At 71.0% G+C, this 24,538-nt stretch carries 19 protein-coding genes; 12 read left to right on the top strand and 7 right to left on the bottom strand.

Annotated elements, in window-relative coordinates:
- Positions 1 to 83 precede the first annotated feature (83 nt).
- Entirely contained in the window at positions 84 to 1,277 is a 1,194-nt protein-coding gene (locus BLW43_RS18620) for a sensor histidine kinase (RefSeq protein WP_139284141.1), read from the top strand.
- A gap of 49 nt (positions 1,278 to 1,326) precedes the next feature.
- On the opposite strand, the gene pheS is transcribed toward BLW43_RS18620, so the two are convergent.
- A complete protein-coding gene (pheS, locus tag BLW43_RS18615) occupies positions 1,327 to 2,430 on the bottom strand; it encodes a phenylalanine--tRNA ligase subunit alpha (protein ID WP_093255770.1) in 1,104 nt (367 codons plus the stop codon).
- 88 nt (positions 2,431 to 2,518) lie between these two features.
- Here pheS and BLW43_RS18610 point away from each other — a divergent pair, with 88 nt between their 5' ends.
- Positions 2,519 to 2,983: a DUF2147 domain-containing protein gene (locus tag BLW43_RS18610; RefSeq protein ID WP_217632235.1), complete on the top strand. Its 465-nt coding sequence runs from the start codon at positions 2,519 to 2,521 to the stop codon at positions 2,981 to 2,983.
- 22 nt (positions 2,984 to 3,005) lie between these two features.
- Here the strand turns inward: BLW43_RS18610 and BLW43_RS18605 are convergent, their stop codons facing one another.
- Entirely contained in the window at positions 3,006 to 3,407 is a 402-nt protein-coding gene (locus tag BLW43_RS18605) for a hypothetical protein (RefSeq protein WP_093255766.1), read from the bottom strand.
- The gene (locus BLW43_RS18600) at positions 3,404 to 5,095 is read right to left on the bottom strand and encodes an OmpA family protein (protein ID WP_093255765.1); all 1,692 of its coding nucleotides are present in this window, start codon (positions 5,093 to 5,095) and stop codon (positions 3,404 to 3,406) included. Before BLW43_RS18600 ends, BLW43_RS18605 begins: the two co-directional genes overlap by 4 nt.
- A 344-nt stretch (positions 5,096 to 5,439) precedes the next feature.
- Between BLW43_RS18600 and BLW43_RS18595 the strand changes: the two genes are divergently transcribed.
- The 5 genes from BLW43_RS18595 to BLW43_RS18580 all read left to right on the top strand — a co-directional run bounded on the left by BLW43_RS18595 (position 5,440) and on the right by BLW43_RS18580 (position 10,371).
- Complete coding sequence (locus tag BLW43_RS18595; RefSeq protein ID WP_175478999.1) at positions 5,440 to 6,831, top strand: EAL domain-containing protein; 1,392 nt, start codon at positions 5,440 to 5,442, stop codon at positions 6,829 to 6,831.
- A gap of 281 nt (positions 6,832 to 7,112) precedes the next feature.
- On the top strand, positions 7,113 to 8,387 hold the full coding sequence (ccrA, locus tag BLW43_RS18590) for a crotonyl-CoA carboxylase/reductase (RefSeq protein WP_093255762.1): 1,275 nt from the start codon (positions 7,113 to 7,115) through the stop codon (positions 8,385 to 8,387).
- Between the two features lie 272 nt (positions 8,388 to 8,659).
- Positions 8,660 to 8,857 carry a hypothetical protein gene (locus BLW43_RS23725; RefSeq protein WP_175478998.1) on the top strand — a complete coding sequence of 66 codons (198 nt, stop codon included), beginning with the start codon at positions 8,660 to 8,662 and terminating at the stop codon, positions 8,855 to 8,857.
- Positions 8,814 to 9,590 carry a helix-turn-helix transcriptional regulator gene (locus BLW43_RS18585; protein ID WP_245731126.1) on the top strand — a complete coding sequence of 259 codons (777 nt, stop codon included), beginning with the start codon at positions 8,814 to 8,816 and terminating at the stop codon, positions 9,588 to 9,590. Before BLW43_RS23725 ends, BLW43_RS18585 begins: the two co-directional genes overlap by 44 nt.
- 76 nt (positions 9,591 to 9,666) lie before the next feature.
- Complete coding sequence (locus BLW43_RS18580) at positions 9,667 to 10,371, top strand: acyl-homoserine-lactone synthase (RefSeq protein ID WP_093255759.1); 705 nt, start codon at positions 9,667 to 9,669, stop codon at positions 10,369 to 10,371.
- Positions 10,372 to 10,428: 57 nt separating this feature from the next.
- On the opposite strand, the gene BLW43_RS18575 is transcribed toward BLW43_RS18580, so the two are convergent.
- On the bottom strand, positions 10,429 to 11,268 hold the full coding sequence (locus BLW43_RS18575; protein WP_093255757.1) for a universal stress protein: 840 nt from the start codon (positions 11,266 to 11,268) through the stop codon (positions 10,429 to 10,431).
- 171 nt (positions 11,269 to 11,439) lie between these two features.
- On the opposite strand from BLW43_RS18575, the gene BLW43_RS18570 reads away from it, so the two are divergent.
- From BLW43_RS18570 to BLW43_RS18560, 3 genes are all read left to right on the top strand, one after another.
- Entirely contained in the window at positions 11,440 to 12,945 is a 1,506-nt protein-coding gene (locus BLW43_RS18570) for an ATP-dependent DNA helicase (protein ID WP_093255756.1), read from the top strand.
- Between the two features lie 67 nt (positions 12,946 to 13,012).
- On the top strand, positions 13,013 to 14,374 hold the full coding sequence (locus BLW43_RS18565) for a DUF2125 domain-containing protein (RefSeq protein ID WP_175478997.1): 1,362 nt from the start codon (positions 13,013 to 13,015) through the stop codon (positions 14,372 to 14,374).
- Positions 14,371 to 14,961 carry a DNA-3-methyladenine glycosylase I gene (locus tag BLW43_RS18560; protein WP_093255753.1) on the top strand — a complete coding sequence of 197 codons (591 nt, stop codon included), beginning with the start codon at positions 14,371 to 14,373 and terminating at the stop codon, positions 14,959 to 14,961. Before BLW43_RS18565 ends, BLW43_RS18560 begins: the two co-directional genes overlap by 4 nt.
- A gap of 80 nt (positions 14,962 to 15,041) precedes the next feature.
- Here BLW43_RS18560 and BLW43_RS18555 read toward each other — a convergent pair whose 3' ends face one another.
- A complete protein-coding gene (locus BLW43_RS18555) occupies positions 15,042 to 15,791 on the bottom strand; it encodes a DUF1223 domain-containing protein (protein WP_093255751.1) in 750 nt (249 codons plus the stop codon).
- Between the two features lie 140 nt (positions 15,792 to 15,931).
- On the opposite strand from BLW43_RS18555, the gene BLW43_RS18550 reads away from it, so the two are divergent.
- Positions 15,932 to 17,302: an FAD-binding oxidoreductase gene (locus BLW43_RS18550; protein ID WP_093255750.1), complete on the top strand. Its 1,371-nt coding sequence runs from the start codon at positions 15,932 to 15,934 to the stop codon at positions 17,300 to 17,302.
- A gap of 10 nt (positions 17,303 to 17,312) precedes the next feature.
- On the opposite strand, the gene BLW43_RS18545 is transcribed toward BLW43_RS18550, so the two are convergent.
- The gene (locus tag BLW43_RS18545; RefSeq protein WP_093255748.1) at positions 17,313 to 18,215 is read right to left on the bottom strand and encodes an SMP-30/gluconolactonase/LRE family protein; all 903 of its coding nucleotides are present in this window, start codon (positions 18,213 to 18,215) and stop codon (positions 17,313 to 17,315) included.
- Positions 18,216 to 19,786: 1,571 nt separating this feature from the next.
- Between BLW43_RS18545 and BLW43_RS18535 the strand changes: the two genes are divergently transcribed.
- Positions 19,787 to 23,749, top strand: a complete 3,963-nt coding sequence (locus BLW43_RS18535; RefSeq protein WP_175478996.1) for an Ig-like domain-containing protein — start codon at positions 19,787 to 19,789, stop codon at positions 23,747 to 23,749.
- 234 nt (positions 23,750 to 23,983) lie between these two features.
- Here BLW43_RS18535 and BLW43_RS18530 read toward each other — a convergent pair.
- The coding region (locus BLW43_RS18530) for an acyl-CoA synthetase family protein (RefSeq protein ID WP_217632234.1) at positions 23,984 to 24,538 on the bottom strand (555 nt) is incomplete at its 5' end.

Raw genomic sequence — 24,538 nt, 5'->3', positions numbered from 1 at the left:
GTCGACCGGCGCGACGTAACGCTTTGTTTGCTCTGCGGTGTTTTGTGGGCCGCAGGTCGCCTTGTCCGACCTCGTAGCAACAGGTGCTCGCCTTGACTTGGGTGTACGAGTTCTTCGCGCGCGAAGGATTTCAGCCGCACGGATACTGCCTTCTCTGGGATCCCAAGCTGTTCTGGGCGCATGTCGTCTCCGACGCGGCCATCGCGCTCAGCTACATGTCGATCCCCCTCGTCCTCATCGCGCTCACCCTGCGCCGTCCCGATCTGATTCCCCGGCGCATCGCCCTGCTTTTCAGCGCCTTCATTCTCGCCTGCAGCGCCACGCATCTCATGGGCGTCTGGACGATGTGGGTTCCCGACTACGGCGTGGAGGGAATGGTGAAGGCGGGCACCGCGGTCGTCTCGGTCGCGACCGCGGCGGCGCTCTGGCCGCTGGCGCCGCAGGTGCTCCGGACGCCCTCCATCGCGTCCTTCGAGTGCAAGACCGCCGCTCTCGAACGCGAGATCGCCCTGGCCACGGAACGCGACGCGCAGATCCTGCGGCTCAACGCGGAGCTGACGGAGCGGCTCGACGCCGAACGCCGGCTCAACCGCCTCCAGCGCGAGTTCGTCGCGATGGTCAGCCACGAGTTCCGCACGCCGCTCGCGATCATCGACGGGCGGGCGCGTCAGATCAGCCGCGCGGCGGGACGCGAGGCGCGGGAGGCGGAAGCCGAGAAGGCAGACGAGATCCGCGCCGCCGTCCGCCGCATCGTCCAGCTGATGGAGAGCGTGCTCCAGTCGGAGCGCATGGAGGCGGGAAAGATCGAGTTCAACCCGCAGCCGACCGACCTCGCCGACATCGTGCGCGAGCAATGCCGCGCGTCGGCGGACCTCGCCCGCGAGCGGACCGTGCTGACGCATCTGCAGCCGTCGATCGCCATGACCGGCGACCCGGTGCTGATCCGCCAGATCGTCTCGAACCTGCTGTCGAACGCCGTCAAGTATTCGGATGCGGGCTCGACCGTCACGGTGCGCGCGATGCTCGAAGGGGACGAGGCGGTGGTGAGCGTCTCCGATGAGGGCGTCGGCATCCCGCCGGACGAGGTCGAGCTGCTGTTCACGCGGTTTTTCCGCGCCTCGACATCGGAAGGCAGGCCCGGCAGCGGCATCGGCCTGCACCTGCTGCGGCACTTCGTCGACATGCATGACGGCCGGGTGGAGGTCGGCAGCGAGGTCGGCGTGGGCACGACCTTCACCGTGAGGCTGCCGCGACGCCGGCGCCTCGCCGCCGCCTGAGCCTTTGCGCCCGCGCCCGCGCGCGGCGGGCCGCCTCGCCCGGACGCGCTCAGCGGTCGGCGGCGCCCGGCATGTCGAGCGCCGAGAAGCCGTAGTGGCGCAGCCAGCGCAGGTCGCCCTCGAAGAAAGCGCGCAGGTCGGGCATGCCGTATTTCAGCATCGCGATGCGGTCGATGCCCATGCCGAAGGCGAAGCCCTGCCAGACTTCCGGATCGATCCCGCCGGAGCGCAGGACATGCGGGTGGATCATGCCCGAGCCGAGGATCTCCAGCCAGTCGTCGCCCTCGCCGATCCTGAGCACGCCGCCGGCCCAGGAGCAGCGGATGTCGACTTCGGCGGAGGGCTCGGTGAACGGGAAGTGGCTCGCGCGGAAGCGCAGTTCGACGCCCTCGACCTCGAAGAAGCGGCGGCAGAACTCCTCCAGCACCCATTTTAGGTTCGCCATGGTGATGTCGCGGTCGATGGCGAGGCCCTCGACCTGGTGGAACATCGGCGTGTGCGTCTGGTCATAGTCGCAGCGATAGACGCGACCCGGGCAGATGAAGCGGCAGGGCGCGCCGTGCTCCAGCATGCCGCGGATCTGCACCGGCGAGGTATGGGTGCGCAGCACGTTGGGGCGGCGGTCGTCGCCGTCGAGCCGCGCCATGTAGAAGGTGTCCATCTCGGTGCGGCTGGGGTGCTCGGGCGGGATGTTGAGGGCGTCGAAATTGTGCCAGTCGTCCTCGATCTGCGGGCCTTCCTGCACGCCGAAGCCCATGTCGCCGAAGATCGCAATGACTTCGTCGGTGACCTGGCTCACCGGGTGGACGCTCCCCTGCCCGACGCCGGGGCCGAGCGTGCGCGGGCTGAGCGTGACGTCCAGCCACTCGGTGCGCAGGCGTTCGGCGAGCGCGGCGTCGGCCAGCGACGCCTTGCGCGCGGTGAGCGCGGCGAGCAACTCGTCCTTCAGCGCGTTAAGCGCGGGGCCCGCCTCGGCGCGCTGCTCCGGCGTCATCTTGCCCAGCTCGCGCATCCGCAGCGCGACCTCGCCCTTCTTGCCGAGCGCGGCGAGGCGCGCGGCCTCGAGCTGCGCCTCGTCCCCTGCCTCGGCGATGCGGCCGAGAAAGCCGGCGCGCAGGCCCTCAAGCCCGTCCAGGGCGTCGGTCCCGTCCATCGCGTCCTCCAAGACTGTTCCCGCCCGGCGGGATAGCATGGCCGCGGCGGTTTGCAACATCGCGGGGCGCGGAGCGGGGATGGCTGGAATGCGGATGAGAACCATGGCGGCGCTCGCGCTCGGCGCGGGGGCCGCGGCCGGCGCGGCGCTGGCCGACGACGGGGCTTTCGGCTTCTGGCGGGTCGAGAGCGGCGCGGCGGTCGTGGAGATCGCGCCCTGCGGCGAGGCGGCGTGCGGGCGCATCGTCGGCCTGCGCGATCCGCTCGGCGCGAACGGCGCGCCCCTGCGCGACCGCCGCAACCCGGACGCCGCGCTGCGCGACAGGCCGATCTGCGGCATGGCGCTGCTCGGCGGCTTCACGCGCGACGGGAACGGTTCGGGCGACGCCTGGGAAGGCGGGACGATCTATTCCGCCGAGGACGGCGAGACCTACAGCGCGACGATGCGGCTCGACGCGCCTGACGCGCTGCGGCTGCGCGGCTATGTCGGCGCGCCGCTGTTCGGCGCGACGCAGCGCTGGCGGCGCGAGGCGGGCCCCGGCGGGGGCTGCTGAGCCGGGCCGCCCGTCCGCGCCGTCAGGCGGTGTCGGAAGGCGCGGTCGACGCCCGGCGCAACGCGGCCACTTCACGGCGGGCGTCGCCGAGGGCGCCCATGGCCGCGGCGAGTTCGGCCTTCGCCTCGCGCAGGGCGGCGGCGTGCTCCGCGCCGGCGGCGGCGCGGGCGGCGGCCTCGGCCCCTTGCAGCGCCGCGCGCACCGCCGCCGCCTCCGCCTCGGCGGCTTCGGCGCGGCGCAGCGCGGCGGCGGCCTCGACCTCGGTGGCGTGCAGACGCGCGGCGAGCGCGCCGATCCGCTCGACATGGCCGCCGTCGCCGCGGCGGGCGGCGCGTCGGCGCCAGAGCGCGCAGCCGAGCCAGCCGAGGCCGAAGGCGGCGAGCAGGACGAGGGCGATGGCGGCGGCGAGGGCGAGGCGCGTCATGGCCTGCCCTCCCCCGCCGCCGAGCGCGACGTCTCCGTTTCCGGTTCGGAGACGGCGGCCACCGGCGCCGTGAAGGCGATCCGCCGGTTTCTGGCCCGGCCCTCCTCGGTGTCGTTGTCGGCTATCGGGCGCGTCGGGCCGTAGCCCTTGGCGGAAAGCGCGACCCGCAGCGCGACGCGCTCGGCCAGCGCCGCGGCGACCGCCTCGGCGCGGCTTGCGCTGAGGGCGAGGTTGTAGTCGGCCGAGCCCTGGCTGTCGGTGTGCCCGCCGACCTCGACGACGCCGCCCTCGCAGCGCGGCAGGATCGCCGCCAGAGCGTCGAGCGCAGGCGAGGCGTCCGCCGCGAGAACGCTCTCTCCTGGCGCGAACAGGATCGGGTCCGCCGCGGCCTGTTCGGCCATGGCGGCGGCGCAGGCCGGGGCGCCGAGACGCATGGCGGCCGCGCGGGCGGCGAGATCGACGGTGACGCGGGTCTCGGCGGTCCAGCCGCGCTCGCGCAGGGGGGCGAGCGCGGCGTCGGCCTCGCGCGCCGCCGCCGCCTCCAGCGTCCGGCCGCGCAGCGACGCCGCGCCGTCGCCGACCCGCGCCGCGCCGCCCTCCAGCCGCGAGAGCGCATCCACGGCGGCCAGCGCGGCGGCGCGCCATCCGTCGGGGGCCGAGGCGGGAACCGCTTCCCGCGCCTCAACTTCCCCAGGCGCGGGCTCCCCGGGCGCGAGAAATCCGTCGCTGTCCAGCGGGCGGCCGACGAAGGCGGCGGCGGCGTAGGAGGCGATCGCCATGCGGCTCGCCGCATCGGGCGCCGCCCCGCTCAGCGCGACGCCCCCCGGATGCGAGGAGATCGCGAGCCATGTCGCGTCGGGCGCCGGCGCTTCGGGCGACAGGCGCGGACCGGCCGCGGCGGCGCCCGGCTCGGCGCGCAGCGGTCCGAGCGCGGCCTCCTCGATCGAGACCTCGACGCCCGAGTCTTTGAGGCGCTCCAGCGCGTCGGCGAGCGCCTTCCCGCTGTCCGGTCGGCCCTCGTCCGCGCCGGGTCCGGGCGTCGACACCGAGAGGCGGCCCGGCGCGAGCGTCACCCGGCCGAGCGGCGTCGCCGCCGCCGCCGCGACCCCGGCGCGCTCGATCTCGGCCCAGTGCGGCCACGGGTCGCCGCTTTCCCGCGCCCGGGCCAGCGAGGCGTCCACCGGCGCGCCGATCAGGCGCGAGAGCCGCGCCACGATCCGTCTGAGCGCCATCGCGTCGGGCGCCACGCCGAGGATCGCCGCGCCGTCGCCGTCGCGAAGGATCTCGAGGGACTGCGCCGGCGCGGCGGCCGCGACAGCCGCCTCGAACCGCGCCGAGAGCGGCGGGGCGGCTGCGACGCCGTCCTCGAGCGAGGCGAACGGACCCGAGGCCTGCGCCGCGACCCGAAGGGCGTCGGCCGCGGCCCCGGCGTCGGGCGCCATGCCGGAGAGGCTCACCCGGGCGCCGTCCACCCGCACCTCGACCCAGCGGTGGCCGGCGGCGTTCAGACCACCGGACACGCGGGCCTGAAGGCCGGCCTCCACGGCGCCGGCGGCGGCCCAGCCGAGCCCGAGAGCGGCCAGCGCCACGGCCGTCAGCCCCGCCGTCAGCGCGCCTGCGGCCCGCAGCCCCGCCCGCAGCCCCGAGCGTCTCGTCGCTCCCATGCCCGAGCGTCGCGTCGCTCCCATGCCCTGAACGCCTCCTTTGACCCGCACCGCTCCTCGCCCCTGCGACGGGGCGTGTCAACGCGGCCAGTCGCCCGGAGGCCCCGCGCCCGGAGGCCGCGCGCCCGGAGGCCGCGCCGGACGCGCGACGCGCCGCCGGAAGGGCGCGCAAGAGGGCCAACCGCGCCAGCATGGCGGCGAATGCGGCCCCGGCGAGGCGGGCGGCGGGCGAAGTCGGGGCTTTCCCGGAGAGGCGTGAGCCCCGCGCGCCCGCTTTACGCTCTGTTGACAGCCGACGCCTAAGCTTGCGGTCGGCAGCTTGCGCGCCGGGGAGAGAAATGCGCGTTTCCCTATCGAGACTGATGGACATGGCGGCCGCGCTGGGGTTCGGGCGTCGTTCGTTTGGCGACGACGCGGACACGACGCCGCCGGTGAGCGCCGTTCCCGACGCCGCACATGCCCCGGCTCCTCCCGAGCCGGCGGAATGCGGCCGCGCGGGGCTCCGTCGCAGCCTGGAGGCGCTGGCCGCGACCCTGCCGCCGGAGACGCCAGTCGCGCTGATGATCTTCGGCGTCGACGGAATGCGCGAATTCAGCCGCGGCTACGGTTTCGACGCTGGCGACGCGCTCGCGCGCGCGGTCGGCCGGCGCCTGCGCGAAAGCCTGCCCGACGGCGCGGGTCTGGCGCGGGTCGGCAGCTTCTCGTTCGCCGCCGCCCTCATCGACTTCGCTGAGAGCGATACGGCGGTGAGCGCGCGCATGATCGCCGACGACGTCGCCAGCCGCGCCTTCGACATCGGCTTCGGACCGATCACCGCCACCGTCAGCATCGGCGTGCGGTCGACGACCGCGACGCACATGGCGGGCGCCGAGGCGTTCGACAGCGCCTTCGCCGCGCTCGACGACGCCCGCGCCGGCGATGACGAGACCGGCCGTTCCGAGGGCCGCGGCGTCTGCATCGTCGGGTCTTCCGCGCGCCGCGACAGGGCGAGCCCGGCCGAGATGCGGGGCGGCGCCCGGAGCGTCATGCAGGCGCTGACCAACAACGACATCGGCGTTGCGTTCCAGCCGGTGGTCTCGGCGAAGCCGCCGCATGGCCTCGCGTTCCGCGAATGCCTCGCGCGGCTGCGCCATGACGGCCAATGGTCCGCCGCCGGCCAGTTCATCCACAAGATCGAACGGCTCGACCTGGTCTCGACGCTGGATCGGCGGATCCTGCGGGTCGCCCTGGAGACGCTGCGCGCGCATCCGACGGAACGGCTCTCGGTCAACGTGTCCGCGCGCACCACCGCGGACCGGCACTGGCTGCGCGACCTGCGCGAAGCCGCCGAGCGCGACCCGTCCAGCGCCGAACGGCTGATCGTGGAGCTCACCGAGAGCGCCGCCGTCAGCGACCCCGAGCGCACGATACGCTTCCTCGACGGCGTCCGCTCGCACGGCTGCGCCATCGCTCTGGACGATTTCGGGGCCGGCTACTCGTCGTTCCGCCACATGCGCGACTTCCGGCCCGACTGGGTGAAGATCGACGGAGGCTTCGTGCGGGGCATCGCCGGCAGCCCGGACAACATGCTGTTCGTGGACACGCTGGTGGGCATCGCCCGGAACTTCGACATGGCGACCGTCGCCGAGTTCGTGGAGACCGACGCCGACGCCGAGACGCTGCTGGCGCTGGGCGTGGACTGCCTGCAGGGCTACCGCTTCGGCGCGCCGGCCATGGCGCCGGCCTGGAAGGACGCGGGGCCCGCCGCAGCGGCCCTGTGACGCCGCCAGCCGCGCCAGCCGGACGATCCCGCCGCCGACGCGGCGTCGGCGGCGGCGGCGGCGGCGGCGCGGGCCGCCCCGGCCTCCCCGCGGTCAGGCCGCCCGCACCCGCCTAGACCCGGACCCCGCGCGGCGTCGGCGCGGCGCTGCGGCAGTCGACGGCCGCCCCGGCCATACCGCAACGCACCACAGGCTTGCGGCGACGCAAAAGCAATGTCATTAAAGGCGCCGACCGGCGATCATGCCGAATGTTGCGCAACCTTTTCTGACCCGGAGGCCCCATGGCTGCTCTCGACGTCGCCGACGCTCCCCCCAAGGACCTCTACGCCGTGGGCGAGATCCCGCCGCTCGGCCATGTCCCCGAGAAGATGCACGCCTGGTGCATCCGCCGCGAACGCCATGGCGAGCCGGACACGGCCATGCAGATCGAGGTCGTCGAGACGCCGAAGCTCGACAGCACCGAGGTGCTGGTGTTCGTGATGGCCGCCGGCGTGAACTACAACGGCGTCTGGGCGGCGCTCGGCCAGCCCATCTCTCCCTTCGACGGCCACAAGCAGCCCTACCACATCGCGGGCTCGGACGCCTCGGGCATCGTCTGGGCCGTGGGCGAGAAGGTGCGGCGCTGGAAGGTTGGCGACGAGGTCGTGATCCACTGCAATCAGGACGACGGCGACGACGAGCACTGCAACGGCGGCGACCCGATGTACTCGTCGTCCCAGCGCATCTGGGGCTACGAGACGCCGGACGGCAGCTTCGGGCAGTTCACCCGCGTCCAGCAGCAGCAGCTCATGGCGCGACCGAAGCACCTCACCTGGGAGGAGGCCGCCTGCTACACGCTGACGCTCGCCACCGCCTACCGGATGCTGTTCGGCCATGCCCCGCACGACCTCAAGCCCGGCCAGAACGTGCTGGTCTGGGGCGCGTCGGGGGGCCTCGGCTCCTACGCCATCCAGCTCATCAACACCGCCGGCGCCAACGCCATCGCCGTGATCAGCGACGAGGACAAGCGCGAGTTCGTCACGCGGCTGGGCGCCAAGGGCGTCATCAACCGCAAGGACTTCAACTGCTGGGGCCAGCTGCCGAAGGTCGGCACGCCCGAGTACAAGGCGTGGTTCGACGAGGCGCGCAAGTTCGGCAAGGCGATCTGGGACGTCACCGGCAAGGGCGTGAACGTTGACATGGTGTTCGAGCACCCCGGAGAGTCGACCTTCCCGGTCTCGACGCTGGTGTGCAAGAAGGGCGGCATGGTGGTGATCTGCGCCGGCACCACCGGCTTCAACTGCACCTTCGACGTGCGCTACATGTGGATGCACCAGAAGCGCCTGCAGGGCAGCCACTTCGCGCACCTGAAGCAGGCGTCGGCGGCCAACCAGCTGATGGTGGAGCGGCGGCTCGACCCCTGCCTGTCGGACGTCTTCCCCTGGGCGCAGCTGCCGGAGCCGCACATGCTGATGCTGCGCAACCAGCACAAGCCCGGCAACATGGCGGTGCTGGTGGGCGCGCCGGTCGCCGGACTGCGCACGCTGGACGACGCGCGCGACGCCGGCCCGCGCTGAGGCGCGAGAAGCAGACCCGCGCCGAGGCGCGCGGCGCGGCGGGAACCTGTGCAGGTTTCCGCCGCATCGGCAGGTCAGGACCGCGGGGCCGGCGCGCGAATCGCCGCCGTGGGCGATGCGGCGGCTCCGACCTTAGTGGCGCCAAGGGCTTACCCGACCGCCCCTCGCCGGAAACGCCTATACGCATTTCGCGAATATCGGCCGCCCGCCGAAATTGCTAGATTAGCAAAGAATTTACCATCACAACGGAGGGTGCGATGCATGAGGCCTGGATGTTCGAACTGCTCCGCAGCGTCCGAGACATCGCTACGGCCAGTGCAATGCCGCGGCTTGCGGAGCATCTCGACGATGCGATCCTGATCGCCGCGTCGGAAGTTCACGAGCATCTCGCGGGCCAGGATGGCGGGCGGGTGAATGACGGACAGGTTGCAGCAGCTCTACGAGGCGATACCCGAAAAGAGCTCCATTGATGGGGTCGGCCTTCTCATAGAGAAGGTCAAGGATCTCTATCAGGTCGCACATGTCGCCTACATGGCGCTGTCGCTGGGCCGGACCTACGCTCTCTCGACGTCGCCGAAGGCTGAAGGCCTGCTCGCGAAGAACGCGGGCTTCTGGCGGCGCGAATCGGGGGCGCTCGTCGCAGTCACCTACGACCAGTCCTGGGGCCAGCGATACGCCGAAGCGGACTATGCGCGAATCGATCCCGTGCTCGAGGAAACCACCCGCTCCTTCGCGCCGTTCAACTGGAAGTCCCTGTCATGGGACACCCGCAAGCGCCGCCAGTTCCTCCGCGAGGCAGTAGAGTGCGGTCTTGGCAACCAGGGCTACGCGGTTCCGGTCCGTGGTCCCGATGGTCAGTTTGCTCTCTTCGTCGTGAACAACACATGTTCCGACGAGGCGTGGGAGCGCTTCATCAACGAGTTCAAATCTGATCTTCTCGTGATCGCGCATTTCTTTCACCAGAAAGTTCTGGAGATCGAGCGCGTTTCTATGGGCGCCGCACCCACCCTGCTGTCTTCACGCGAAGTTGACGTATTAACCGGAATATCGGTCGGAAAGAACCGGGCGCAGATTGCGCACGATCTGAAGATTTCCGAAAATACGCTGCGCGTCTACCTCGACAGCGCGCGCCACAAGCTTGGCGCCATCAACATATCCCATGCAGTTGCAATCGGCATCCATCGCGGAGTAATAAACATATAGTAAAATTTAAGTAAATTACGAAAATTTTTACCAAGTTAGCGCAAATATTATCTCATCCCCCGACACGGAGCATGAGATGATCAAGGTTGTCAACGCCGCCGATCTCTATCGTCGTCCGCTGCTTGCTGCTTCCATGTTCAAGGATCGCGCCGCTCAATTCAAGTATCGTCTTGGATGGGACGCCGTCAAGCTGGATGATCTTGGTCTTGAGTTCGACGACTACGACGCCTTGAATCCGATCTATGTGATGGTCGAGGACGAGAACGGCGAGCACTGCGGTTCGGGCCGCATGATGCCGACCACCGGCCGCACCATGATCGCGGAGCATTTCTCCGACCTCACCGGCGGCGCGCCGCTCTCCAGCCCGCTCATCTGGGAGATCACCCGGCTCTGCGTCTCGCCGCGGCTCGACAAGAGCGACCCGATGACCCGCCGCGTGCCCGCCGCGCTGCTCTACGCCGGCTGCGACCTCGCGCTGCGTTCGGGCGTGGAGTTCTGCACCGCCGTGTTCTTCAAGCCGATGCTCCGCGTCTTCAAGCAGGCCGGCTTCGTGCCCGAGGTGATCGGCTCGCGGCCCAGCGCCGAGGGCGAGATCCTCGCCGGGCTGTGGGAGATGACGCGCGAGGCCACCGACCAGCTCGCCGAGCGCGCCGGCGTCGACCCCACCATCGACCTGCGCTACTTCCCCAACGAGGCCCATTTCGGCTTCGACCGCGCCGCCGTTGAGACCAAGACCGCCCACATCACCCGCACCGCGCCGGAACTCGCCATCGCCTGCTGACGCGACCGCCCCGGGCGGCCCCGGAGCCTCGCCGCTCCAGGGCCGGGCCGCGGCGCCTCAGTGCGCCATGAAGAGCGGCAGCGGCGGCGCGTTCAGCATCTCCGACGTAACGCCGCCGAAGATCGCCTCGCGCAGCCGCGAGTGCCCGAAAGCCCCCATCACGATCATGTCCGCCCCGTGGCTGCGGGCCGTCGCCGCGAGCGCCTCGGCGACGCGCTTCGAGCCGGGGTCGAGCACCTCCACGGTGACGCGCGCGCCGTGGGCGGAAAGCCAGCGCGCGACGTCGGCGCCCGGCTCCTCGCCATGGCGCGACATGCCGAAATAGGTGCGTGCGACGCAGATGCGCACCTCCTCCGCCTGCTTCAGGAACGGCAGCGCGTCATGCGCCGCGCGCGCCGCGAGCGGCCCGCCGTCCCACGCCACCAGCGGCCGCTTCGGCATCGCCGGCATCCCCGAGACCGGCAGCGCCAGCACCGGCCGGCCGGTGTCGAACAGTCCCCCGTCGATCAGGCTGTCGGCGAGCGCGCGGCTGTCCACCGCATCGCGCCCGCCGATGATCGTGATGTCGGCGTAGCGGGCGCTGACGGCCAGCGCGGCGCCGGCCGTGTCCTCGAACCCTCCGACCACCCGGGCCTCGAAGCTCACGCCGCGCCGCGTCATCTCCTCGGAGAACGCGTCGGCGGCGGCCTGCGCGCGCGCCTCGTGACGGCGCGACTGGTCCGCCCAGACGCCGGCGGCGAAGGCGGAGCCCTCGGCCACGATGGGCGCGGGCTGGGCTGCGGCGGCGAGGCCGATCACGCGGCCGTCATGCGCGATGGCGAGGTCGGCGGCCGCCGCCGCGCGGGCGCGGCCCGCGTCGTCGTCGGCGATGTGGACGAGGATTGTCTTGTAGGTCATGGCGCTCTCCCCTCATGGCGCATGTCGGCTGCGCTCTGACGATCACCCTCGCACACTTGCGCAGGGCGCGCCTGCGCCGCATTGATCCACCGCAACGGCCCGCGCCGCCTCGGCTCCGCGCGGATGCGCCCGACGGCGCTGGGCGAAAGGGCGCCCCACGGGCGCAGGGGGATGACAGCGGTGGAGCTCTCGCCAGATCAGGCGCAGGCGATGACGGCGCTCTCGGCGCGGCTCTCGGCCTGCGGCGTCGACATCGCCGCCGGCGCCGCGGCGGACCGCGAGCCGGGCGAGGCGCCGGCGGAAGTCGTCGCGGTGCTCGGCAAGGCGGGGTCCGGCAAGACAGCGCTGCTGGCGGAACTGGCCGGCAGGCTCGCCGCCTCGGGGCTCTCGGCGATCTCGGCGGAATACGAGCCGAAGCGGCGGCGCGGCCGCTCCTTCGCGGTGCTGGCGCCGACGAACAAGGCCGCGAGCGTGCTGCGCGGGCGCGGCGTGCCCGCCACCACCATCCACCGCGTGCTCTATGTGCCGGTCTACGACCCGGAGTTCGAGAAGGTCGCGAAATGGCTCACCGAGCCGGGCGCGCCGCAGCCCGAAAGCGAGCGCCTGACGCCGGAACAGCTGGAGCGGGTCAAGACCGCCTTCGCGCAGCACGGCTCGGTGCCCGCGGCGCTGGCGACGGCGGGCGTCAGCGGATCGGACTTCATCGCCGGCTGGACCAAGCGCGAGGAGGCGCTGGACGTCGGGCTCGTCGACGAGGCGTCGATGCTCGACGACCGGCTGTTCGACGACCTGCGCTCGATCTTCTCGCTGCTGATCCTGTTCGGCGACCCCGCCCAGCTCGCGCCCGTGGGCCAGTCCGGCGCGATGGCGTTCGACGCGCTGCCCGCGCCGGCGAAGCTCACCCTCGGCCGCGTCCATCGGCAGGCGGAGGACAACCCGATCCTCGACCTCGCCCACGCCCTGCAGGACGAGAGCATAAGCTTCGAGGCGTTCGAGCGCATGGTGGAGGACGCCGCCGCCCGCGACGACCGGGTGGTGATCGCCGAACGCGCCGACGCCGACCTGATGGCCCGCGCGCCGATGCTGTGCTGGCGCAACGCCACGCGCGTGCGCCTCATCAGCGGCTTCCGCTCGGCGCACGGGTTGGCGGAGGACCGGCTCTCGCCCGGCGAGCCGCTGATCTGCGACGGGCTGGAGCTGCCGATGAAGCACCGCCGCAAGCGCATCGACCTCGAGGCGCGGGGGCTTGTGAAGGGCGCGCAGGTGATTTTTCTCGGCGAGGGCCGCCGCGGCGGCTTCGCCCGGCTGCATGTGGTGGGCGCGGAGGCGCCGCGTATCAACGTCGCCGCCATCATCAAGATCGAGGGGCCCGACCGCGAGGAGCCGCTGATCACCTCCGCCGCGCGCATGGGCGCCGCCTTCGTGCATGGCGCGGCCTGCACCATCCACAAGGCGCAGGGCTCGCAGTGGCCGGAAGTGCAGGTGTTCGCGCCGGACCTCTTCGCCGCGGCGCGGTCGGGAAGGAGCGAGGCGGGGGTCGCGCTGTGGCGCCGTCTGGCCTATGTCGCGGTGACGCGGGCTCAGGAGCGGCTGGTGTGGGTGTCGCGCTGGCGCATGTCGCGCCCGGCGCAGCCGCTGGGCGCAGAGGATCTTCTGGCGCTCGCGGCCGCGGACTGACGGCGGCCCCGCCGCGGCGCGGGGCATGGAGACGGCGCCTCGGCGCCGAAGCAGCGGGAGAGCGCGCGTGCGGATACTCATCATCGGAGCGGCGGCGGCCGCGGCGCTCGCGGTCGGCGCATGGGGTCTCTGGCGGGTCGGGGCCGGCGAGGTCGAGGCCGCCGTCGACGCCCAGGTGGCGGAACTGGCGGAGCGCGGCGTGCTGCTGCGCTGGGAGAACCGGCGCGTGGAGGGGTTCCCCCTCGCCTATGCGGTGACGCTGGAGGGGGTGGCGCTTGCGGCGAGCGACGGCGCCTGGGCGTTCAGCGCGCCGTGGACGCTGAGCCGAGCGCCGCTTTTCGGCGGCGACGCGGTGGTGACGACGGCGGCGCCGGCGGGCCGGCTCGAGGTGTCCGGGCCGCAAGGCCTTTCGCAGCTGCGCGTCGAGAACGAAGGCCTGAAGATCGAGACCCCGCTGGGCGAGGGCCCCGCAACCCTCTCCGCCGAGATGCTGCGGCTGGTCCAGCCCGGCGAGGGCGGGGCGGCGCCCTCCACCATCGCGCTTCGGGGGGTGTCGGCGCGCGCGGCGGCGGACGGCGGCTCAGCCGAGGGCTCGGCTGCGCTGGTGGAGACGACGATCGAGGGCGGCCCCGCCGAAGGCGGCGGCGTGTCGCGCCTGACCGGGCTGACCGTGCGCGCCTCGACCGAGGGCGGCGAGGGCGCGCTGCTGTCGGAGGGTGCGCGGCGCGAGATCGTCGTGGCCGCCGCCGGCTCCGAGAGCGCCGGCCCCGGTGCGACCGTCGGCGCCTCCGGGCCGGTCAGCCTGACCATCGCCTCAGGCGACGGACGCACGCGCTACGCGGCGCGCGCGGCGGAGCTGCGGGCCGGCGAGAGCGAGGCGGCGGACGCCGCCGGCACGGAAACGGAGCTCATGACGCTCTCGCTGGACGTGCCCGCCGCCGCCACCGACGCGCGACAGCCCTTCACCCTGGAGCTGGCGCTGGAGGGCGTCGCGCCCAACGAGGCGCTCTGGCGGGCGATGGACCCCGGCGGCGCGATGGAGCGCGCGCCGGGCTCGGCGCAGGTCGCGCTCAGCGGGCATGTCAGCGGAGCGGCGGCGACGGGGGGCCTTCGGCCGGTCGACGTCGGCGCGCTGCGCATCGAGACGTTCAGGGCGAGCGGCCTCGGCGCGCAGCTCAGCATGACGGGCGAGATCGCGATGCCCGCCGGCGCCTCCAGCCCCAACGGCCAGATCTCGGTCGCGGCGACGGGCTGGGCGCAGGCGCTCGACGCGCTGGAGGCGGGCGGCGTCGCCCCGCCGGCGCAGGCGGCGCTGGTGCGCGCGCTGGCCGAGCGCCTGAACGCCCCAGACGCGCCGGCCGGCGCCTTCTTCAGCGAGATCGAGCTGCGCGGCGGCATGGTGTTCGCCAACGGGCTGCGCGTGCGATGATCCCGACCGCGGCCGACGCCGCCGGGCGCTGCCCCTGGTGCGGCGTCGATCCGCTCTATGTCGCCTACCATGACGGCGAATGGGGCGCGCCCGAGCGCTGCGGCCGCGCGCTGTGGGAGAAGCTCGCGCTGGACGGGTTCCAGGCCGGGCTCTCGTGGATCACGATCCTGCGCAAGCGCGAGGCGTTCCGCGCCGCCTTCGCCGGCTTCGACCCCGAGACGGTCGCGCGCTTCGGCGCGGCGGACGTCGCGCGCATCCTCGCCGACCCCGGCGTGGTGCGGCACCGCGGCAAGATCGAGGCGACCGTGGCCGGCGCGCGGGCCCTGGCGGAGATGGGCGGACCGGAGGCCTTCGCCGCCCGCGTCTGGGGCCATGTCGGGGGCGCCCCGATCCGCAACCGCTTCGCGACCATGGCCGAGGTTCCGGCCACGACCCCGCTGAGCGAGGCGCTGTCGCGCGATCTCAAGGCGCTCGGGTTCAGGTTCTGCGGGCCGACGATCGTCTATGCGTGGATGCAGGCCTGCGGGCTGGTCAACGATCATCTCGTCGGGTGCCCGCGCCATGAGGCCGTGGCGGCGATGGCCTGAGCGCAAGGGCGCGTCGCCGGCCGCCTAGACTCCGACGCCGGGACGGCGCAGGCCGTCAGCAGCCCGGACGGCGCGGCCCGTCAGCGGCCCGGCGTCGCCACGGCGGCCGAGGCCACGATGGCGCCGTTGCGCCCGTGCAGCAGCGCCGCCACGCCCTGCGCGCCGTCGGGCAGATGCGCGCGCCAGCTCCGCTGCTCCGCGTCGACCGGCCCAAGCGTGGTCCACTCGATCACCGGGTTGGTCGTCGCGAGGTCGCGCCCGGCGTTCTCGCCCCGCTCGACGCTCACCTCGGCGGAGGCGCCGTAGACCACCAGCACCACGACGCCCGGCGCGCTGTCGGCCATGCTGGCGGTGGCGAGCGCCTCGCCCGCCTCCGCGCGCAGCGTCAGCGCCGCGATCGACGGGTCGGCGCCGGCGGCGGCCGTGATCGCCGCCTCGACCGCGCCGGCGTCCGAGCCCACCACCGCCTTGACGCCGTTAACGACGATCTGCGGCGTGTAGACCATGCGCTGCCCCATCGCCTTGGCGTAGGCCTTCTGGCGCTGCGTGGCGCCTTCGTTGGAGAAGGTGTCGCGCCAGCCGAGATAGTTCCAGTAGTCGACGTGGTAGGACAGCACGAGGACGTCGCCCCGATGCGCCAGCTGCGCGGCCAGCGCGTCAGCCGGAGGGCAGGAGCTGCAGCCCTGGCTCGTGAACAGCTCTATCACGACCGGCGAGACCGCCACCGCTGCGCCCGACGTTCCGCCCCGTGACCCGCCCTGCGGTTCGCCCGCCTGCGCCGCGAACGCCGCGCAGGCGCCGAGAACCGCCGCCGCAACCGTCACCTTCATCGCGTTTCTCCCGATTGACGCGCCCCACTCTATCTCGCCGGCGGTGAGCGTCGAGTAACCGCTGCGCGACCGGGCCGGCGCCGCTCGACGGCGTGCGCTGCCGGCGCTAGCCTGATCGCGGTTTCAGCGGGAGAAGATCGATGGCGCTCGATGCGGCCGACCCCCTCCGCGCCCTGCTGGGCGCGCGGTTCGTCGAAGGCGAAGCCGTCCGCGCCCAGCATGGCCGCGACGAGGCTCACCATGCCCCGCACATGCCGGACGCCGTCTGCTTTCCCGACAGCGCCCAGGAGACGGCGGAGATCCTGCGGCTCTGCGCGGCCTCCCGCACGCCGGTGACGCCTTTCGGCGCCGGAACCTCGCTCGAGGGCCAGGTGGTGCCGGTGCGCGGCGGCGTCTCGCTCGACATGAGCCGCATGAACCGCATCCTCGCCGTCAACGCCGAGGACCTCGACGCCGTGGTGCAGCCGGGGCTGACGCGCATGGCGCTCAACGCGCATCTGCGGGACGCGGGGCTGTTCTTCTCGGTCGATCCGGGCGCGGACGCCTCGCTCGGCGGCATGGCCTCCACCCGCGCCTCCGGCACCAACGCGGTGCGCTACGGCACTATGCGCGAGAACGTGCTGGCGCTGCAGGTGGCGCTGGCGGATGGGCGGCTGATCCGCACCGGCACGCGGGCGCGGAAATCCTCCGCCGGCTACGACCTCACCAAGCTCTTCATCGGCGCCGAGGGCACGCTCGGCGTCATCACCGAGCTGACCGTGCGGCTCTGGGGCCAGCCCGAGTGCGTGGTGGCCGCGGTCTGCCCGTTCCCCGACATCGCCGCGGCGGTGAACGCCACCATCCTCACCATCCAGATGGGCGTGCCGGTGGCGCGGATCGAACTGCTCGACGAGGTCCAGATCCGCGGCTTCAACGCCCATGCCGGCTATGCGATGGCCGAGACGCCGACGCTGTTTGTGGAGTTTCACGGGGCGGAGGCCGGCGTGGCGGAGCAGGTCGCGCGCTTTCGCGAAATCGCCGAAGACCACGGCGCGCTCGGCTTCGAGCAGGCCGCGCAGGCGGAGGACCGCAACCGCCTCTGGGCCGCGCGCCACAACGCCTATTACGCCGCCAAGGGGCTGCGGCCGGGGGCGCAGGGCTATGTGACGGACGCCTGCGTGCCGATCTCGAAGCTCGCCGAGGCGATTCTGGAGACCAAGGCCGACCTCGCGCAGAGCCCGCTGATCGCGCCGCTGGTCGGCCATGTCGGCGACGGCAACTTCCACCTCGCCATCCTGATCGACCCCGCCGACGCCGCCGAGAAGGCCGAGGCCGAGCGCCTCGCCCACCGCATCGCCGAACGCGCGATCCGCCTCGGCGGCACCTGCACCGGCGAGCACGGCGTCGGCCTCGGCAAGCGGCGCTACATGTCGGCCGAGCATGGCGAGGGCTGGGCGGTGATGGGCGAGATCAAGCGCGCGCTCGACCCGCTAGGGCTGCTGAACCCAGGAAAGCTGACCCCGGACGCCTGACGCGCAGGCGTCACGGCCGTTGCGCGCCGCGCCGCCTGAGATTGACGGCGTAGAGCGAGGTCGTGCCGGTGATGAACAGGCGCGAGCGGTTGCGCCCGCCGAAGCACAGGTTCGACACGATTTCGGGCGCGAGGATGCGCCCGAGCAGCCGCCCGTCCGGCGCGATGCAGTGGACGCCGTCGGCCGCCGAGCTCCACAGGTTGCCGTCCTCGTCGCAGCGCATCCCGTCGGCGGCGCCGGGGTCGATGACGTGAAAGACCTCGCCGCCGCGCAGGGTGGCGAGATCGTCGCCGACCTCGAACATGCGGATATGCGTCGGGTCGTCGCCATGCATCCGCCCGGTGTCGGAGATGTAGAGCCGCTTCGCATCCGGGCTGAGGACGAGCCCGTTCGGGCAGGCGAAATCCGTGACGACCGCCGCCAGCGCGCCGGTAGCGGGATCGACGCGATAGACGTTGCAGGGCAGCTCCTGCTCGGCGCGGAAGCCCTCATAGTCGGTCATGATCCCGTAATGCGGGTCGGTGAACCAGATCGCGCCGTCCGGCGCCACGATCACGTCGTTGGGCGAATTGAGCGGCTTGCCGAGATGGCTGTCGGCGATGACGGTGATCGCGCCGTCCAGCTCCGTGCGCGTCACCCGGCGCGCGCCGTGCTCGCAGGTCACGAGCCGCCCCTCGCGGTCGCGCGTGGCGCCGTTCGCGAAGTTGGACGGCTGGCGCCAGACGCTCGCGCCGGTCGCCTCGTCCCAGCGCATGATGCGGTTGCCGGGGATGTCGGAGAACAGCAGGCAGCCGGCGTCCCCGAACCAGACCGGCCCCTCGGTCCAGTCGAAGCCGCCCGCCAGCTTCTTCAGCGGCGCGTTGAACAGCACGAACGACGCGAAGGCCGGATCGTGAACCTCAAAGAACGACATGCGCGGCTCCCCTCCTCGCTTGACGCGCCCCGATAGAAGGCCGTCGGCGCGCGCATTGCAACCGCGCGCGTCTCCCTCAGGCGCCGCGCCAGTCCGCCGCCCCCCCGGCAATGCGGTTCGCCCGGACCGTGAAGCCGCTCAATCGACCAGTCATTGAGCCGGTCCCTCCTCATCTCCCGGCCCGAGCGGGAAGATACTGCGCGAGACAGACTTTCAAATGCCCCCTGTTCGAGCTGAAATGCAGAATTGACGAGAATTCATTCACTCCAATCAATTCTGGCCGCCCCGCGAGCGTCGGCCATGCCGAGAGGAGGCCGATGCGGCGCGACGGATGGCGGCCAGACCTGCCGGCGAGGAGCGGGCCGCTCTACGCCCGGCTCGCGGACGCGCCGGCCGCAGACATCGCCGACGGGCGGCTGAGCCCCGGCCGCCATCTGCCCATCCGGCGGGCGCTCGGCGTCGACGTCAAGACCGTCGCGCGCGCCTACGCCGAGGCCGCGCGGCGCGGACTGGTGGGGGAGCGCGTCAGCGCAGTTCAATCGGGGTCAGGACAGGTGTTGAGGCGCCATGCGGCGACCGCGGGCCGCGGTGCCCGCTCGAGAGAATGGTTGGGGACCTTGTTCAGGCTCCCCCCTTGCGAACGCGTGGCGCACGGCCTCCCGCCAAGGGAGCGAGATGAGGTCGACCACCAGGGGCGGATGCAAAACCTGATGACAGAAGTCTTCCCGACCGAGTTCCGACGGAATTACGTCGGCGCGCGAAGCTCGGATCACGCGAGTCAGGTATGGAATTTCCCCAATGGCAAATCTCCGCCGATCTTTTGATCGGCATGGGCTCTTATCCAAGTCCCGAAGAGCGGAATGCATCGACCTTGAAGCGGGGGCTTGACCCAAGGCGCGGTCACCGCGCACCAACGCCCAGCCAGACGGGCGAGGCGCCGCTTGCTTGCGTTCGCCACTCGCAGTGTTTTTGCTCGGGGGGGCGATCTGCTAAGGCCCGTGGCTGGCGCGGCCAGTCTTCGAAGCGACTCTCCCTGACCGGCCGCCTTTGGGCAAGCGTGGCGGCATGGCTGAAGATACGAACCGGAATCCGGTGTGAATTGCAGTGACGCACGTCACTGCGACATGGACGGTTTTGATCTTACTTGAGGCCCGAATCGAGGAACGACCATGTAACGTCAAGAAATAATCGCCAGCTTTGCGCAGTGAGCGCATGAGTCCATAAAAATCTTTCTTCCCTGAAATTTTGATTGCGAATCAAGGCTCACTCAATTACCAAATAGTTAACAGAGTATTTCCGGTGGTGGATGCTGCAGTGTCGCGTGCCTTGTCTCAACTGGATTTCCAGCCAGCAATCATGGTCATTCTCCCCTCCGGCTGTCCACTGCTCCCTAATCTCCGTGAAGGACCGAAGAGAGTCCGGATCACCAGAAGAACAAATATTTATCCTGGAGTGCTGTCATGGCGTCAATAATCACGATCGAGTCGGTCAACGTAGACGAAAACTCATCCGGCTCGACCGGCTCGGCTCGCGCAGACTTCGTCGTCCGGCTCTCGGAGGCGTCACCCCTGGTGGTTTCGCTGCGATACTACGCAATGGGCGGCACGGCGTCGCGTGATGAAGACTATGACATCAGGAACAGTGGCGTCATCGAATTTGCGCCCGGCCAGACCCAGGCTACGGTTGGATTCACTGATTTTTCTGATTCCGTCGACGAAATCGACGAATCCATCTTTGTCGAGTTCTATGATCCCATCAATGCGTCATTTGAAAACGGCGAGAATGCGCTTCGGTCGGGCGTCTTCATTCTCGACAATGACGGTGCGGGCCCGAACCTCGCGCTGTCCATTTCCGAACCGATCATCGTGGAAGGCGACGGCGCAAAGGTCGCGGTATTCGAATTGAAGCTCTCGCGGCCACAGACCTCCACCACGAGCTTCGATTTCGCCACCCGCGACGGCTCGGCCACCGCCGGAGAGGATTATGTGGCGCTGTCCGGTCAGGCCATCTTCGCCCCCGGCCAGACCACGACAACGGTGCGCGTCGACCTGACAGGGGACACGGTCCCCGAGGCGAGCGAGTTCTTCAGTCTCGTGGTCACGCCGGTCACGGGCATCGGCGGCGTCTATGCGGCTGACGCGACGATCATCGACGATGACGCCGGCGCGCCGACGATCTCGCTCAACGCCCTCTCCGCGCCGGAGAATTCGTCCGGCAGCGACGGCGAGGCCCAGCTTTCCTATGTCGTGCGCCTGTCGGAGCCTTCGGTGCTGCCGGTATCGGTCACCGCGCAGGTCACCGCCGGAACGGGGACGCGCGGCGTGGACGCGCGCACGAGCACGGTCGATTTCCAGACCATCGAGATCGCGCCCGGCGCCACCCAGGGCTTCTTCTCGATCGCCGATTTCAGCGACAGCGCGGACGAGGTCGACGAGTGGTTCGAGGTCACGCTGCATGACCCGGTGAACGCCGTCTTCGCCGGCGACGCGCTCACGCTCAGCCAGACGGCGTTCATCCTCGACGCCGACGGCATTGGCCCCAATCGCAGCCTCGCGGTGTCGAGCCCGGTCCTGCTCGAAGGCGACGGGCCGGGCGAGGTGGTCTTCGAACTGACGCTTTCCCGCCCGAGCGACACCGCGATCACCGTGAGCTACGCGACCGCCGAGATCTCGGCCAAGGCAGGAGAGGACTTCACGCCGGTCGCAGGCACGATCACCTTCGCGCCGGGGCAGACGAAGGCGGCGGTGCCGGTCGCGGTGATCGGCGACACGGTGAGCGAGATCAGCGAGCGCTTCAACCTGGTGGTCGGCACGCCCGTCGGCATCGCCTCCAGCGTCGGCGTCGCCACCCTGATCGACGACGACCCTGCGGAGCCCCTGCCCACCATCACGCTGCTGACGACTTCGGCGCTGGAGAACAGCTCGGGGAGCACCGGGCAACCTGCCCCCACCTTCACGATCCAGCTGTCCGAGCCCAGCGTGACGAGCGTCACCGTGAACTATGACGTCGTGGGGGGGACCGCGTCCGCCGGCTCCGACTACCGGGACGGCTCCGGCACGGTCACCTTCGCGCCCGGAGAAATGCGCAAGTCGATAACCTTCGCCGATTTCAGCGACAGCATCGATGAAACCGACGAATCGGTGATCGTGGAGTTCTTCGACGCAGAGAACGCCGTGTTCGCAGGTGGCGCGCCGCGGGAGCGCGCCATAGCCTACATCCTCGACGACGACGGCCTCGGCCCCAACACTGTGCTCAACGCCCGGTCCGTCGTCGCCGTGGAGGACCGCGCCGGCGGCGCCGTCGAGACCACCGTCGTCTTCCAGCTCTCGCGCGCGCTCGCCAGCGACGTGACGCTGAACTGGACCACCCGCGACGGCACCGCCACGGTCGCGGACAACGACTATGTCGCGGCCTCCGGCGCCATCACCTTCGCCGCCGGCCAGACCGAAGCCGCTGTCACCGTCAGCGTGCTGGGCGATTCTCCGGCGCGCTCGGAGGGCGACGAATTCTTCACGGTCGAGATCGACGACACGCTGCCGCTCACGATATCGACGGCCACCTCGATCACGGCCGCCGTCGTCACGGTGCAGGATCCGCCCAACCGCCCGCCCGTGGCGGCCGACGACGCCTACAACGCCACCGAGGACGCGCTGCTGACCATCGCCGCCGCCGGCGGCGTGCTGGTCAACGACCGCGACCCCGACGCCGACAGGCTATCGGCGTCCGTCGTGACGGCGCCGGCGCATGGCGCGCTGGGGCTTGACGCCAACGGGGCGTTCACCTACCAGCCAAACGCCAACTTCAACGGTGCCGACAGTTTCACCTATACGGCGTCCGACGGTCGCGGCGGCTCCGACACGGCGACGGTCTCGCTCACCGTGGCGCCCGCCCCCGACGCCCCGGTGGCGGTGGACGACGCCTACAACGCCACCGAGGACCAGCCGCTGAGCGTGAGCGCGGCGAACGGCCTGCTGACCGACGACACCGACGCCGACGGCGATACGCTTTCGGCCTCGCTGGCTGCCCAGGCGACGAACGGCGTGGCGTCCGTCGCCTCGAATGGCGGCTTCACCTACACCCCGCGCGCCAACTTCAGCGGGACCGACAGTTTCACCTACCGCGTCACCGACAGCTCCGGGCGCAGCGATACCGGCGTGGTCACGCTGACGGTCGCGGCCGTCAACGACGCCCCTGTCGCCGTGGACGACGCCTATTCAGGGACCGAGAACCAGCCGCTCATCATCTCCACCGCCGCCGGGCTCCTCGCCAACGACACCGACCCGGACGGCGACCAGCTGCGCGTGATCAACACCTCCAGCCCCGGCAAGGGCAGGGTGAACGCGAATTCGCTCGGCGGCTTCACCTACACGCCGGACCCGGGAACCTCCGGTCAGGACAGCTTCACCTACACCGTCAGGGACTCGCGCGGCGCCACCGACACCGGGCGGGCCGTCATCAACATCGCGGACACCCCCACCCCGCCGCCGCCGCCGCCGCCGCCGCCGCCGCCGCCGAACACCCCGCCGATCGCCAACAACGACAGCTATGAAACAAAAATCAATACTACCCTTGTCATCGCCGCGGCAGGCGGCGTGCTCGCCAACGACAGCGACGCCGAGGGCGGACCGCTCACGGCCCAGCTCGTCTCCGGCGTCGCGAACGGCCAGCTGGCTTTCGCCTCGAACGGGTTCACCTACACGCCCAACAGCGGCTTTGCCGGCAACGACAGTTTTCGCTACCGCGTGATCGATGCGCAGGGGGCGAGCGACGAGGCCATCGTCACGATCATGGTCCCAACCGGGCCAGGCCCCGAAGAGGAGCCGTCCGAAGGCGCCGACCGGATCAACGGCACCGCCGGAGACGACACGGTGGACGCGCTTGGCGGCGATGACATCGTCAAGACCTTCGCCGGCGACGACGACATCACCCTCGGAGACGGCGACGACATCGCGCTCTCGGGCGTCGGCGCGGACACCGTTCGCGGCGGCGATGGCGAAGACACGATCAAGTCGGGAGCAGGGGCGGACTCGATCGACGGCGGCGCCGGGGGCGATGTCATCCTCTCGGGCCCGGACAACGACCTGATCTTCGGCGGCGCCGGGAACGACGTCATCAAGCCCGGCCGCGGCGACGACACCATCGACGGCGGCGCCGGCGACGACATCGTGGTAGGCTTCCGCGGCGACGAAATCCTGCGCGGCGGCGACGGGAACGACACGCTGCTCGGCAACCTCGACGACGACACCATCATCGGCGGCGCCGGGGACGACCGCCTGCAGGGCGGCCCGGGCCGCGACGTCTTCGTGTTCGACACGCCCGAATGGGGCGACGACCGCATCGTGCTCGACTTCCTGCCGCAGTCCGATACGCTGGACTTCCGCGGCTCGGGGCTGACGCTGGCCAACCTGAGCATCACCCAGGCCGGCGACAACGTGCTGATCGAGGCCGGCGACAGCTCGATCCTCATCAACTCCGCCCGCTTCGGCGCGCTCGACGTCGCCGACTTCACCGGAGACGTGCTGCTGTTCGGCTAAGTCGCAACAGGCGAAAGCGAGACAGGCGCCGCCAGGCAATCATGGCGGCGCTTGCGCGTTCCGGCGCGGAAAAGGGTCGCCAGACCGATCTACGAGCACGACCTGTTCGGAGGGGTAAAGACAAGCGCCGCCCGTGATTTCACAAGCGGTGCAAGGCTCTTGGCAAGGGCCGGACACTCCGGTGTCCGTTCACACGGAACATCGCCAATAGGCGGCGCTCCGCCAAGCGAAACGCTACTGGTCGCACGACTTCAGAAGCTCTGCGAAAACTTGATCCCTAAGGGCGGCAAGCGTCGCCGCGGTGACCTTCCCAGTTTCCGTGCGGTCAATCCGGGGCACGATGAAAACGCGTCGCGGGACAAGTACGGCGTCGAGATGCGCCAGCAAGTGCCTGCGCACTGCGTGCTCGATATCGGTAGCGCAAAGGCTGGTTTCGCCATCAGTGGCGACCAGGATGAGCAGGGGTTCAAGATCGGACGGACCGCGTATTGCGACGGCGTCGCACGCAAAAGGCGTGGTGGCGAGAATCGCGTTGACGGCGCCGAGGCTGGTGCGCTTGCCCGCGATCGAGACTTGCTCGTCCTTGCGGCCTTCAAGCAGCACCGCGCCGTTCGGCAGGAGCGTGAGGCGGTCATTCAGCGGCGTCGGTTCAGGCAGGTGCGGCGCGGCGGCGGCGCAGTCGGCGCCGTCCAGCGGCTCTGTTGCAGAAAGGTGGCGTGACGAGGGATTCACGTCGCGAATCCAGCGTGATAGCCGTGCTGCATGAGCAAGCCGACACCCCCGACGTAC

Origin of the sequence: Rubrimonas cliftonensis (assembly GCF_900107585.1) — a bacterium.
Classification (GTDB): Bacteria; Pseudomonadota; Alphaproteobacteria; order Rhodobacterales; family Rhodobacteraceae; genus Rubrimonas; species Rubrimonas cliftonensis.
Note: the sequence above shows the minus strand (reverse complement) of the source record. Positions and strands in the feature narration are given on the sequence as shown.